The organism is Paramagnetospirillum sp. (assembly GCF_058402745.1).
Genome location: NZ_JBZVFI010000018.1, coordinates 152,637 through 165,314 on the forward strand (window position 1 = coordinate 152,637; position 12,678 = coordinate 165,314).

Sequence of the window (12,678 nt, forward strand, 5' to 3'; positions counted from 1 at the left end):
TTCCCGCCTGACCTGTGGCTTAGAAGGGCCGTCTGCTGACCCTGTTCCTGCCCGAGGTAGTCCTTGTCCGAGTCCTCCTCCCCGATCCGGGTCAGCGTCGTCATTCCCGCCTACAACGAGGAAAAGACCATCGCCCAGGTGCTGGAGCGGGTGCGTGCCCAACGCATTCCCGGCATCGAGCTGGAGATCGTGGTGGTCAATGACGGCTCCAAGGACCGCACGCGCGAGATTCTCGACGCCCGGCCCGAGCTTTACGACCGGGTGGTGCATCAGCCCAACGGCGGCAAGGGCGCGGCGGTCAAGGCGGGGCTGGCGGAGGCCGGCGGCGAGTTCGTGCTGTTCCAGGACGCCGACCTGGAATACGACCCCGACGATTACGCCCGCCTGCTGAAGCCGGTGCGCGATTTCGGCGCCGACGTGGTGATGGGCTCGCGCTTCGCCGCGCCCCAATACACCAGGGTGTTCTATTTCTGGCACAAGGTCGGCAACTGGGCGATCACCTTCCTGTTCAACGTGCTGAACAACACCACGTTTTCCGACATCTATTCATGCTATCTGTGCTACCGCCGGTCGCTGGTGGACGGAGCGGCCTTGCGCACCGCCGGGTGGGAGCAGCACGCCGAGATCCTGTCCCGGGCGGTGGTGGCGGGCAAGGTGTTCTACGAGACGCCCATCTCGTATCATGGCCGCACCTATGCCGAGGGCAAGAAGATCAAGGCCCATCACGTCATCGCCGTCTTCGCCACCATCATCCGCGAACGCTTCATCCGTTAGGGAGACCGATTGCATGTCCCACGACCACTACCACGACATCGAGCCGGTGACCGAGGAAGAGAAACTGTCCTGGCCGCCCTTCGACCGCGTGGTGAAGCTGGAGAAGGCCTTCACCGACGCCCGCGGCACCATCCAGCCGCTGGTCGACCGCCTGATGAAGAGCGCGGTGCTGATCGAGTCCAAGAAGGGCAGCCTTCGCGCCAACCACTATCATAAGACCGACTGGCATTACTGCTACGTGGTCTCGGGCTCCATCGAGTACTGGCACCGCCCGACGGGCAGCCAGGAAGAGCCCACCCGGATGATCGTCAAGGCGGGCGAGATGGTGTTCACGCCTCCCATGGTCGATCACGGCATGGTGTTCCCCGAGGACTGCACCTTCCTGACGCTGTCGCGCAATTCCCGCGACCAGGCGGCGTACGAGGCCGACGTGGTGCGCATCGACCTGCTGGCCACCGATGGCCTGACCTCGTGGAAGCCGGGCGACAAGTAAGACCATGAGTCACCACCGCCGCGACACCTGCCGCCTGTGCGGCTCGAAGCGCCTGACCGAGGTGGTGCGCCTGGCGCCCACGCCCCCCGCCAACGCCTTCGTCCCGGCCACCGAACTGGGCAAGCCGCAGGAGCGCTTCCCCCTCGATGTGTTCTTCTGCGAGGACTGCGCCCATGTGCAGATTCTCGACGTGGTGGACCCGCGCATCCTGTTCGAGCACTACGTCTACGTATCCGGCACCTCGCCGGTCTTCGTGAAGCATTTCGAGGAATACGCCGCCTTCGTGATGGAAAGCTTCAAGCCGGCGGCGGGCGGGCTGGTGCTGGACATCGGCTCCAATGACGGCACCCTGCTGTCCTTCTTCCAGAAGGCGGGCATGCGGGTGCTGGGCATCGACCCGGCGCAGGAAATCTCCGCCGACGCCACGGCGCGCGGCATTCCCACCCTCTGCGGCTTCTTCGGCGCTGAACTGGGAGCGGAGATCGCCGCCGCCCACGGCAAGGCCGAGGTGATCACCGCCAACAACGTCTTCGCCCATATCGACGACCTCTCGGGCGTGGTGGACGGGGTGCGCGGCCTGCTGTCGCCATCGGGCGTGTTCGTCTTCGAGGTGTCCTATCTGGTGGACGTGTTCGAGAAGACCCTGTTCGACACCATCTACCACGAGCATCTGGACTATCACTCGGTGGGTCCGCTGGTGCGCTTCTTCGCCGCCAAGGGCATGGAGCTGATCGAGGCGGTGCGCGTCGACAGCCATGGCGGGTCCCTGCGCGGCATCGCCCAGCTGAAGGGCGGCCCCCGCCCCGTCGGCCCCTCGGTGGGCGAACTGCTCGCCCTGGAAGAGCGGCTGGGCCTGGACAAGGCCGCGACGCTTTCCAAGTTCGCCGCCGACATCGAGGCGCTGGGCGCCGAGCTGAACGCGCTGCTGAAGCGCCTCAAGGCGGAGGGCAAGCGCATCGGCGGCTTCGGCGCGCCGGCCAAGGCCACCACGCTGATGTACCATTTCGGCATCGGGCCGGAACTGGTGGACTTCATCATCGACGACAGCCCCCTGAAGCAGGGCCTGTACTCGCCCGGCATGCACATTCCCGTGGTGTCGTCGGCGGAGGGCTTCGCCAAGGCTCCCGACTATCTGGTGATCCTGGCCTGGAACTTCGCCCGGCCGATCATCGCCAAGAACGCCGCCTTCCGCGAGGCGGGCGGCAAATTCATCGTTCCCATTCCCAAGGTCGAGGTCGTGTGATGGCCGAATTTCTGCTGCAGTCCGACATCCAGGAAATCTGCGAGCGCCTGGGCGACACCGCCCATGATTTCGCGGGCAAGACCGTTCTGCTCACCGGCGGGCGCGGCTTTCTCGGCCGCTATTTCATGGAAATTTTCGCCTATCTGAACAGGAACGTGCTGAAGAAGCCGGTCAAGCTGGTGGCGGCCGACAACCTGATCACCGCCGGCAAGGAAGGCGCCAACGTCGCCGAATACCCCCATACCGAGTTCATCCAGCACGACGTCATCCAGCCCCTGAAATGGAAGGGTGCCCTGGACTACGTGATCCACGCCGCCGGCATCGCCAGCCCGTTCTACTACCGCGCCCATCCCCTGGCGACGCTGGAAGTGGCCATTACCGGCACGCGGCGCATGCTGGAGCTGGCCCAGGAGCACAACGCCCGCTTCACCTTCTTCTCGTCGTCCGAGATCTACGGCGACCCGGACCCCAAGCACGTTCCCACCCCGGAAAGCTATCGCGGCCACGTGTCGTGCCAGGGTCCGCGCGCCTGCTACGACGAGTCCAAGCGGGTGGGCGAGACCCTGTGCTACATCTTCCACGGCGAGCACGGCACCAAGACCAACACCATCCGCCCGTTCAACGTCTTCGGCCCCGGCATGCAGGAGACCGACTACCGGGTGCTGCCCAACTTCGCCAACCGCATCAAGGGCGGCCATCCGCTCAACGTCTACGGCTCGGGCAACCAGACGCGCACCTTCTGCTACATCACCGACGCCATGGTGGGCTTCCTGCTGGTGATCCTGCGCGGCGTGCCCGGCGAGGCCTACAACGTCGGCAACCCCAAGCCCGAGATCTCCATGGTCGAGCTGGTCGAGCGCATCTCCCAGGTGATCGGCAAGCCGGTGGCCCACAACATCATCGAGTACCCGGATTCCTATCCCGCCGACGAACCCAACCGCCGCTGCCCCGACATCCGCAAGGCCAAGCTGCAGCTCAAGTTCGAGCCCTCGGTGGAGCTGAACGAAGGTTTGCGCCGCTTCCTGACCTGGGCCGACGGTGTCTACACCGGCGAGCAGTGAGGACCCCGTCCGCCTCGCCCTGATCGGGGCGGGGCGCTGGGGGCGCAACTACATCCGCACCATCGCCGGCCTGCCCGGCACGGCGCTGGCGCGGCTTGCCAGTTCCAACCCGGACAGCCGCGCCCTGGTCCCGCCGGGTTGCGTGGTCGATTCCGACTGGCGCACCACCGTCACCGCCCCCGAGGTGGAGGCGGTGATCGTCGCCACCCCGCCCGCCACCCATGCCGAAATCACCCTGGCCGCCATCGCCGCCGGCAAGGCCGTGCTGGTGGAAAAGCCCCTGACCCTCGACGTGGCCGAGGCCGAATCCATCGCCGCCGCCGCCCATGCCGCCGGCGTGACGGTCTGGGTCGAGCATACCCAGCTGTTCAACCCGGCCTGGCACGCCTTGAAAGCGGCCCTTCCCGCCATCGGCCCCGTCCGGGCCATCCGCTCGGAAGCCGGCAATCACGGCCCCTACCGCCAGGGCGGCGTGCCCATGCTGTGGGATTGGGGGGCCCACGACGTCTCCATGCTGCTCGACCTGATGGGGAGCGACCCCGAGCGGATCTCCGCCAACTGGGCGGCACGCGGTGAAAGGGAGGGCGGCGAGACCGGCGACGTCACCCTGACTCTGGCGTTCGGCGCCGTCGAGGCCAGGGCGCGTCTGTGCAACACCATGGACAAGTGCCGCCGCTTCGCGGTGTTCGGCCGATCCGGAACGCTGCTCATGGACGATCTGGCCGCCGACCGCCTCACCCTGCATCCGGCCGATTCCAGCTTCGCCTGGCCCGCCGGTCCGGGCGAGACCCTGGCGGTGGAGGGCGAGATGCCGCTGACCCGCGCCGTGCGGCTGTTCTCCGAGGCCGTCCGCCGCCCCGCCGATGGCCCCAGCCCCATCGGCCTGGGCGTGCGGGTGGTGCGGGTTTTGGGGGCTTGCGGCTAGGCCCGGATTGTTGTCATCTACACGCGCCGGCTCAACGGAGACGGCGGGATAGCCTTAAGGACGATCTTCATGAGCTATGGTCGCAAGCGGGTACTGGTGACGGGCGGGGCCGGATTCCTGGGGTCGCATCTGTGCGAGCGGCTGCTGGCCGAAAAGTGCGACGTGCTGTGCGTGGATAATTTCTTCACCGGCACCAAGGAGAACATCGCCCACCTGCTCGGCAATCCCTATTTCGAGCTGATCCGCCACGACGTCACCTTCCCGCTCTACGTGGAGGTGGATGAGATCTACAATCTGGCCTGCCCGGCCTCGCCCATCCACTATCAGCGCGACCCCGTCCAGACCACGAAGACCTCGGTCCATGGCGCCATCAACATGCTGGGTCTGGCCAAGCGCGTCGGCGCCAAGATCTTCCAGGCCTCCACCTCGGAGGTCTACGGCGACCCGGAAATCCATCCCCAGCCCGAGGATTATCGCGGCTCCGTCAACACCATCGGCCCGCGCGCCTGCTACGACGAGGGCAAGCGCTGCGCCGAGACCCTGTTCTTCGATTACTGGCGCCAGCACAGCCTGCGCATCAAGGTGGCGCGCATCTTCAACACCTACGGCCCGCGCATGCACCCCAACGACGGCCGGGTGGTCTCCAACTTCATCGTCCAGGCGCTGGAAGGCCGCGACATCACCATTTACGGCGACGGCAGCCAGACCCGTTCCTTCTGCTTCTGCGACGACCTGATCGAGGGGTTCATCCGCCTGATGAACTCGGGCGACGACGTGACCGGCCCCATCAACCTGGGCAATCCCGGCGAGTTCACCATGCTGGAACTGGCCGAGGCGGTGCTGCGGCTCACCGGGTCGAAGTCGAAGCTGGTGTTCATGCCGCTGCCCGCCGACGATCCCAGGCAGCGCCAGCCCAACATCACCCTGGCCCAGAACGTGCTGCACTGGCAGCCGACCATCCCGCTGGAGGACGGCCTGAAGCGCACCATCGCCTATTTCAAGTCGCGCATCACCGCCAGCTGAGTGTTCCGATGGTCCGTCCCATCCTGGTCTGCGGTGGCGCGGGCTTCATCGGCAGTCACTTCTGCAAGATGGCCGCCGGGCAGGGTTACCTGCCCGTCACCTATGACGATTTGAGCAACGGCCATGGGGATGCGGTGCGTTGGGGACCGCTGGAGGTGGGCGACATCCGCGATGCCGCCCGCCTGGACGAGGTCTTCGCCCGGCATCGGCCGGTGGCCATCGCCCATTTCGCCAGCCTGATCGAGGTCAGCGATTCGGTCCGCCGGCCCGCTCTCTATTACGACGTCAACGTACTGGGCTCGCTGACCCTGGTCGAAGCCATGCGGCGCCACGGAGTGGGCGACATCCTGTTCAGCAGCACCTGCGCCGTCTACGGCCAGCCAGAGCGCCTGCCCCTGGACGAGACCCATCGCCGTGACCCGGTCAGCCCCTACGGCACCACCAAGATGGTGGTGGAGCGCATCCTGGAGGATCACGCCGCCGCCCATGGCATTCGGCCCATGATCCTGCGCTACTTCAACGCCGCCGGGGCCGATCCCGAGGGCGAATTGGGCGAGCGCCACCATCCCGAGACCCACCTGATTCCCCTGGCGCTGGCGGCGGCGGCGGGACATGGCCCCGGCCTCACCCTGTTCGGCACCGATTACTCCACTCCCGACGGCACCTGCGTGCGCGACTACGTCCATGTCCACGACCTGGCCCGCGCCCATCTGCTGGCCCTTGACCGCCTGGTGACGGGCGACCGGCCGCTAACCGTCAATCTGGGTAGCGGCCGGGGCCATTCGGTGCGCGAGGTGGTGGCGGCGGTGGAGCGGGTTAGCGGCCGTCGGGTGCCGGTCGCCGAAGCGCCGCGTCGCGCCGGCGACCTCCCCATGCTGGTGGCCGATGCCTCCCTCGCCCTCCGGGACCTGAACTGGCGGGCGAAGATCACCGACCTGGACACCATGGTCGCCCATGCCTGGGCCTGGATGGAACGCCGGGAGAAGGCCCCGGCCCGTGGGCCAAGGCCTTCGATGCCGCTGGATTAGCATTCGGCCGGCCGGTATATATGTGCGCCCATCGGATTTCCCCTTGAGAACGCCTTCTCGATGAACCAGCCACCCAGAACGGTCATCTGCGTCGTCGGTGCCCGGCCCAATTACATGAAGGTCGCGCCCATCGTCGCTGCCTTGCGCCAATCGTCCCGACTGGTGCCGTATCTGGTTCACACTGGCCAGCACTACGACCCCCAGATGAACGATGGCTTCTTCATCGATCTCGGCATGCCCCGCCCCGACGTCAACCTGGAAGTCGGCTCCGCCAGCCACGCGGTCCAGACAGCCGAGGTCATGAAGCGGTTCGAACCGGTGCTCGACGCGGTCGCCGATCCGATCGTGCTGGTTGTTGGCGACGTCAATTCGACCCTGGCCTGCGCCCTGGTGGCGGTGAAGAAGGGCGTTCCCGTCGCCCATGTGGAAGCCGGATTGCGCTCGGGCGACCGCTCCATGCCCGAGGAAATCAACCGTATCCTCACGGACCAGATTTCCGATCTGCTCTTCACCACCGAGAGATCGGCCGCCGACAACCTGGCCCGCGAAGGCATCGACCCGGCAAAAATCCATTTTTCCGGCAACGTGATGATCGATTCGCTCAAGGCCCATCTCGAGCGGGCGGTCGCCCCCGCCGAGACCCTGGCCGCAGCCGGCCTGACGTGCCCCTCGGCCTTCGCCGTTGCCACCTTGCACCGGCCGTCCAATGTGGATGACCCCCGGGTGCTGGGCATTCTCCTGGAGGCATTTCACGACATCGGCGACGACCTGCCGGTGGTGTTTCCCCTTCATCCGCGCACCCTGGCCCGCATCCGCGCTTTCGGGCTCGAGGATCGGCTGGCCGCCCCCAATGTCCTGGCCCTGCCGCCGGCCGGCTATCTGGCCATGTTGGGCTTGATGTCGGCAGCCAAGGTCGTTCTGACCGATTCGGGCGGCATTCAGGAAGAGACGACGGCGCTGGGCGTGGCGTGCCTGACCCTACGCGACTCAACGGAACGCCCCATCACCGTCACCGAAGGCACCAATACCATTGTCGGCCAGGATCGGAGCCTCATCGCAGAAGCCATGGCCGCCCTCCGCGCCGGGCGGGGCAAGGCCGGGCGGGTCCCTGAATTTTGGGACGGACAGGCCGCGTCGCGTATCGTCAAAATCCTGGAGTCGCGCTTTTGAGCCTGCCAGCAAGACGACTTCTGCCTTGGCATGTCCTGGCGGCAGCGGGAGTGCTGGCACCTTTGGTCGCCCTGATGGCACCGCGCGGCCTGGCGCCGCTTTGTATCCTGATTCTGCTGGCCCTGCTTCCCCTGGCATGGAAGGAGCGGCCATGGCGCCGCGTCAGCCCTGGCCCCACCTGGACGCTGATTGCCCTGGTGGGGTGGAGTCTCCTCTCCCTATTTTGGACCTTGGACCCGCTTCAGGGCCTGAAAACCGGGGCGGGGGCGGTCGCCGAGCTGGCGGGGGGGCTGTTTCTGATCGGACTGGCCGCCGGACTGGCCGGCGAGGACCGCAAGCGGATCGGTCGAGCCCTGGCCATCGGTGTCAGCATCGCCCTGGCCATGCTGGTCGTCGAAGTGGCGACCGGCCATCTATTCCGCTACATCATGCCCGTCCCCCCCGTCCGGGAACCCGATATTCCGGCCGTGATGCTGTCTCGGCTCAGCCGCGGGCAAACCGTGGTGACCATGCTGGCGCTTCCCGCCATCTTGATGGCCTGGCGGGACGGGAAACGGTTTTGGGCCGCCGCCATGGGATGTGCCGCGCTGATCGTGACCGCGAAAGGCCATCCCTTGTCCATCAAGGTCGCGGTGCCACTGGCGGCGATGGCGTTCCTGGCCCTCAAGTTCTGGCCGCGCCGGGGCTTCATTGCCATCACTGCCATTCTTGCCGCCATCATGGCGGGCATTCCGGCCCTGGCCCTGCTGCCCTCGCCCCAGGAGACCATGGATGCCAGCGAAAGCTGGCTGCCGCGGTCCGCCCATCATCGGCTGACCATCTGGAATTTCGGAGCCATAAAGACGCTGGAGAAGCCGATTTTCGGCTGGGGAATCGATGCCTCACGCTCCATTCCCGAGGGCGACGACGAGATCAAGATCAATGTCCGCTCGCCCCGCTACGGTAATTACATCCTGTCCGAGGCCAAGATGCCCCTGCATCCCCACAACGTGGCGGTGCAGGTGTGGCTGGAGCTAGGAGGGATCGGTGCCATCCTCACCGTGGTTGCCTTGGCGATGATCATGCGCGCCATCGCCCGTATCCCCGACCGGGACAACCGGGGAATCGCCGCGGCGGTCTTTACCCTGGTGGTCATCGTCGATCTGGTCAGCTACGGCATGTGGCAATCCTGGTGGCTGTGCGCCGTCTGCCTGGCCGCCGCCCTGACCGTTATCGCCCGGCGGGACGAAACGCCGCAAACAGTCCCAGCCACAGCACCACCCCGATCAGGGGCAGATTTGACGCCATCAGGCTGATGTTGGATTCCGCCACCACCATGGGAAGCAGGAGGGTGGCGGCCAGGGCCGCCTGGGGGCCGCTGCTCCCCGGCCGGTTGAGTGCGCGATCCAGGACGCCCAGCACCAGCCCCACAAGCCCCATGCCGACGACAACCCCCGTCAGCCTGAAATTGGCGTAGAATTCGGTCAGCCAAGGCAGGTTCACCGACATGGCGGTTTCCACCGGCGACAGCAGACCATAGCGCTGTCCGAATTCGTTACCGAAGCGCTCGGCGGGTTTGGCCGGCCATAAGGCGCGCGGCACCAGGCCGGTGACCAGATTGACCAGGGTGTGCCCACCCCACGGAGCCACGTCCCGTCCCGTATGCTCCACCACCACGGCCAACACCGTCATCTGATCGAGACGCTTGGCCAAGGGCCAGGCCATGGCCTGCAGTACCGAGCGCTGTCCCGGCGGCTGGTGAACCAACTCGGCGAAGGACATCGCCTTGGCCCGGTCCCAGACCCAGGCCGCCTTGGTGGGCAGATCGGCGGACACCACCACCGGATTCCAGGAGAAATGCCGAAACACCTGCATGGGGGCATAGATGGCCGCCCCCACCCCCACCGCCAGGACCATGGGAACGATCAGACGCCGCCGGCGGGATGCCGCGAATACGGCGAGGATCGCCAGCAGAAGCAGGGCATTGTTGAGTGACCCAGACGCCAAGCCCGAGGCCAGACGGAGGGGCAGCAGCACACCGAATACCAGTATCGCCTCGGCGGTGCCGATTACCCCTTCGAACCGTGCCGCCGCGGCAAGGCAGAAGGCCAGATAGCCGATCGGCCGCACCAATTGTCCCAACGACGGAACCTGCTCCAGCCCGGGGACCGCCAGGAAAAGAAAACTGAGCGCCAGCAGCGAGCGGGCCGTCCACGCCAGACGGCTGGGCGTCGGCGTGGGCAGGGGCGGCAGGGGGAGTTCGGGCAAACGCCGCGACACCACCATTCCCGTGACCAGCATCACCACACCCACGAGCAGAACTGCCGTGGCTTCGACGCCGATCCCCAGGACCGAAGCCCCTTCCCCATAGATGACCATGGGGCCGGCACCCGGATAGACGAAACCGGACAGGAAGCACGGCAGGGCGAAGAATGGGATGTAGAACAGGCCGACCAGCGGCAGAACAGGCAGCCGCCCCGAATCCGGTCTCCCAAGGGATAGAATGGCCGGCAAGGCGGCAACACCCAATGCCAGGGCCGCACAAACGGCCCCGGCAAAACTCAATCGATCCGGCCGTACGGCGACCAGAATAATCGTCACCGCACACACGGCACCAAACGCCGCCATCGGCCGCAACCGCATCAGGCCTCTCCAGCCCACGCCATTATCCAATGAGGTGACGGCCCCGCATGGCCATCGCCGGGCACGGTACATCAACGGCCCACCGATTGCCAATTGCCACGCGACCGGGCTGCTTCCCACGACCGACCTTGCCGCGAAGATTGACAAAACCGCGAAAATTCAATAACCGAAGCGGGCCTCCGGCCTGCGAGGCGCCAACCCGCGAGGACTCCCCCAAGTGGCCGATAACATCCCTCTCGTCGATCTCAAGGCTCAGTTCCGCTCCATCGAGGCGGACGTCAACGCGGCCATCGCCGCCGTGCTGGCGCGGGGTGACTTCATCCTGGGCAAGGACGTCGAGGCGTTCGAGAAGGAATTCGCGGCGTTCTCGGGCGCGGCCCATTCGGTGGGCTGCGCCAACGGCACCGACGCGCTGCAGTTGGCCATGATGGCGCTGGACATCGGTCCCGGCGACGAGGTGATCGTTCCGGCCATGACCTTCATCGCCACCGCGCTGGGCGTCACCCTGGCCGGGGCCACGCCGGTCCTGGTGGACGTCGAGGCCGAAACCGGCCTGCTGGACGTGGCCAAGGCCGAGGCGGCCATCACGCCGCGCACCAAGGCCATCCTGCCGGTCCATCTGTTCGGCCAGTTGGCCGACCTGACGGCGCTCAAGGCTCTTTGCGCCCGGCACAAGCTGCATCTGGTGGAAGACGCCGCCCAGGCCCACGGCGCCAGCCGCGACGGATGCAAGGCCGGCACGGTGGGCGCCATCGGCTGCTTCTCGTTCTATCCCGGCAAGAATCTCGGCGCCTATGGCGATGCCGGCGGCCTGCTGACCAATGATGCCGCCCTGGCCCACAAGCTCACCTTGCTGCGCCATCTGGGCTCGTCCAAGAAGTACCACCACGACATCGTCGGCCCCAACTCGCGCCTGGACACCATCCAGGCCGCCATCCTCAGGGTCAAGCTGCCCCATCTGGCCGCCTGGAACGATGCGCGGCGCAGGCACGCCGGGCGCTACGACGCCGCCCTGGCCGGCGTCGAGGGCGTGCGCCTGACCAAGAGCGATCCGGGCTCCGTCTACCACCTCTACGTCATCCGGGTGGAGGAGCGCGACCGGGTACTGAAGGCGCTGAACGAGGCCGGCATCGGAGCCGGCATCCATTACCCCTTCGCCCTGCACGAACTTGACGCCTATGCCTCGCTCGGCCACAAGGCGGGGGATTTCCCCATGGCGGAGGACTGGGCGCACCACTGCATCAGCCTGCCCATCTATGCCGAACTGCCCGACGACGCCGCCGAGCGCGCCGCCGCCGTGCTGCGCCAGGTGATCTGAGATGATCGACGTCGCACTGATCGGCACCGGCTATTGGGGCCCCAACGTCGCCAATTCCTTCGTCGCCACCGAGAAGGCCCGGGTCGCCGGCCTGTGCGACCTGGACCCGGCGCGCCTTGCCGCCTTCTCCCAGCGCTATCCCCAGGCCAAGGCCACCAACCGGCTGGCCGACATCCTGGAGGACGAGTCCATTCAGGCGGTGGCGGTGGCCACGCCCACCAACACCCACTTCGCCATCGCCAAGGCGGCGCTGGAGGCCGGCAAGCATGTGCTGGTGGAAAAGCCGCTGACGCTCACCTCGGCCGAAAGCCTGGAGCTGGGCGCCCTGGCCGACAAGGTCGGCCGCGTGCTGATGGTGGGCCACATCTTCCTCTACAACAACACCATCCGCGCCTTGAAGGATCTGGTCGACAGGGGCGAACTGGGCGACATCCACGCCATGAGCTTCGTGCGCACCAATCTGGGTCCGGTGCGCACCGACGTGAACGCGCTGTGGGATCTGGCCAGCCATGACATCTCGATCATGAGCTACCTGATGGGCGCCGAGCCGGTTTCGGTATCGGCGGTGGGCCAGAGCTTCCTCAACAAGGGGGTCGAGGACGCCACCTTCGCCACCTTCACCTTCGCCAACGGCGCCCTGGCCAATGTCCACGCCAGCTGGCTGAACCCGCAGAAGGTGCGCACGCTGACCATCACCGGCAGCCAGAAGATGGCGGTGTGGAACGACCTGGACCTCAAGGAGCCGGTGCTGGTCTACGACAAGCGCGTCGATCTGCCCGCCGCCCAGGAGCTGAAGGGCGACTTCATGGAGTACAAGACGCTGTGCGTCGACGGCGGCCACGCCTCGGTGCCGGTCAAGCTGAACCGCCCGCTGCAAAGCGAGTGCGAGCATTTCCTGGACTGTATCGAAAAGGGCACCCGGCCGCTGACCGACGCCGCCAACGGCGCCGCCGTGGTGCGCGCCCTGGAAGCCGCCACCCGCTCCATCGCCCAGGGCGGCGTTCCGGTCGAGATCCGCTGA

The 12,678-nt window shown here is 66.6% G+C and carries 13 protein-coding genes; 12 read left to right on the top strand and 1 reads right to left on the bottom strand.

Annotation, left to right across the window (positions count from 1 at the left end; translation table 11 throughout):
- The first annotated feature begins 63 nt into the window (after nt 1-63).
- The 9 genes from ACV4UZ_RS16635 to ACV4UZ_RS16675 all read left to right on the top strand — a co-directional run bounded on the left by ACV4UZ_RS16635 (nt 64) and on the right by ACV4UZ_RS16675 (nt 9,012).
- Nucleotides 64-774, top strand: coding sequence for a glycosyltransferase family 2 protein (locus tag ACV4UZ_RS16635; RefSeq protein ID WP_491601906.1), 711 nt, complete (start codon nt 64-66; stop codon nt 772-774).
- Nucleotides 775-787: 13 nt separating this feature from the next.
- Nucleotides 788-1,267, top strand: coding sequence for a cupin domain-containing protein (locus ACV4UZ_RS16640; RefSeq protein ID WP_491601907.1), 480 nt, complete (start codon nt 788-790; stop codon nt 1,265-1,267).
- A gap of 4 nt (nt 1,268-1,271) precedes the next feature.
- Nucleotides 1,272-2,510: a methyltransferase domain-containing protein gene (locus ACV4UZ_RS16645; protein WP_491601908.1), complete on the top strand. Its 1,239-nt coding sequence runs from the start codon at nt 1,272-1,274 to the stop codon at nt 2,508-2,510.
- Nucleotides 2,510-3,571 (top strand): NAD-dependent epimerase/dehydratase family protein, encoded by a 1,062-nt coding sequence (locus ACV4UZ_RS16650; protein ID WP_491601909.1) that lies wholly within the window; start codon nt 2,510-2,512, stop codon nt 3,569-3,571. Before ACV4UZ_RS16645 ends, ACV4UZ_RS16650 begins: the two co-directional genes overlap by 1 nt.
- Nucleotides 3,549-4,496, top strand: coding sequence for a Gfo/Idh/MocA family protein (locus tag ACV4UZ_RS16655; protein WP_491601910.1), 948 nt, complete (start codon nt 3,549-3,551; stop codon nt 4,494-4,496). The genes ACV4UZ_RS16650 and ACV4UZ_RS16655 overlap by 23 nt, the downstream gene beginning before the upstream one ends.
- Before the next feature lie 69 nt (nt 4,497-4,565).
- Nucleotides 4,566-5,519: a UDP-glucuronic acid decarboxylase family protein gene (locus tag ACV4UZ_RS16660; protein ID WP_491601911.1), complete on the top strand. Its 954-nt coding sequence runs from the start codon at nt 4,566-4,568 to the stop codon at nt 5,517-5,519.
- An 8-nt stretch (nt 5,520-5,527) separates the two neighbouring features.
- Nucleotides 5,528-6,547 carry a UDP-glucose 4-epimerase GalE gene (galE, locus tag ACV4UZ_RS16665; RefSeq protein WP_491601912.1) on the top strand — a complete coding sequence of 340 codons (1,020 nt, stop codon included), beginning with the start codon at nt 5,528-5,530 and terminating at the stop codon, nt 6,545-6,547.
- 60 nt (nt 6,548-6,607) lie between these two features.
- The gene (gene wecB / locus ACV4UZ_RS16670; protein ID WP_491601913.1) at nt 6,608-7,717 is read left to right on the top strand and encodes a non-hydrolyzing UDP-N-acetylglucosamine 2-epimerase; all 1,110 of its coding nucleotides are present in this window, start codon (nt 6,608-6,610) and stop codon (nt 7,715-7,717) included.
- Nucleotides 7,718-7,767: 50 nt separating this feature from the next.
- The gene (locus ACV4UZ_RS16675; RefSeq protein ID WP_491601914.1) at nt 7,768-9,012 is read left to right on the top strand and encodes an O-antigen ligase family protein; all 1,245 of its coding nucleotides are present in this window, start codon (nt 7,768-7,770) and stop codon (nt 9,010-9,012) included.
- Here ACV4UZ_RS16675 and ACV4UZ_RS16680 read toward each other — a convergent pair.
- Nucleotides 8,927-10,210, bottom strand: a complete 1,284-nt coding sequence (locus ACV4UZ_RS16680; protein ID WP_491601915.1) for a DUF8712 domain-containing protein — start codon at nt 10,208-10,210, stop codon at nt 8,927-8,929. The two genes, ACV4UZ_RS16675 and ACV4UZ_RS16680, sit on opposite strands and share 86 nt — an antisense overlap.
- On the opposite strand from ACV4UZ_RS16680, the gene ACV4UZ_RS16685 reads away from it, so the two are divergent.
- From ACV4UZ_RS16685 to ACV4UZ_RS16695, 3 genes are read left to right on the top strand one after another with little or no spacing between them, the layout of a single operon-like run.
- A complete protein-coding gene (locus ACV4UZ_RS16685; RefSeq protein WP_491601916.1) occupies nt 10,200-10,505 on the top strand; it encodes a hypothetical protein in 306 nt (101 codons plus the stop codon). The two genes, ACV4UZ_RS16680 and ACV4UZ_RS16685, sit on opposite strands and share 11 nt — an antisense overlap.
- Before the next feature lie 51 nt (nt 10,506-10,556).
- On the top strand, nt 10,557-11,657 hold the full coding sequence (locus ACV4UZ_RS16690; protein WP_491601917.1) for a DegT/DnrJ/EryC1/StrS family aminotransferase: 1,101 nt from the start codon (nt 10,557-10,559) through the stop codon (nt 11,655-11,657).
- A gap of 1 nt (nt 11,658) precedes the next feature.
- A complete protein-coding gene (locus tag ACV4UZ_RS16695; RefSeq protein WP_491601918.1) occupies nt 11,659-12,678 on the top strand; it encodes a Gfo/Idh/MocA family protein in 1,020 nt (339 codons plus the stop codon).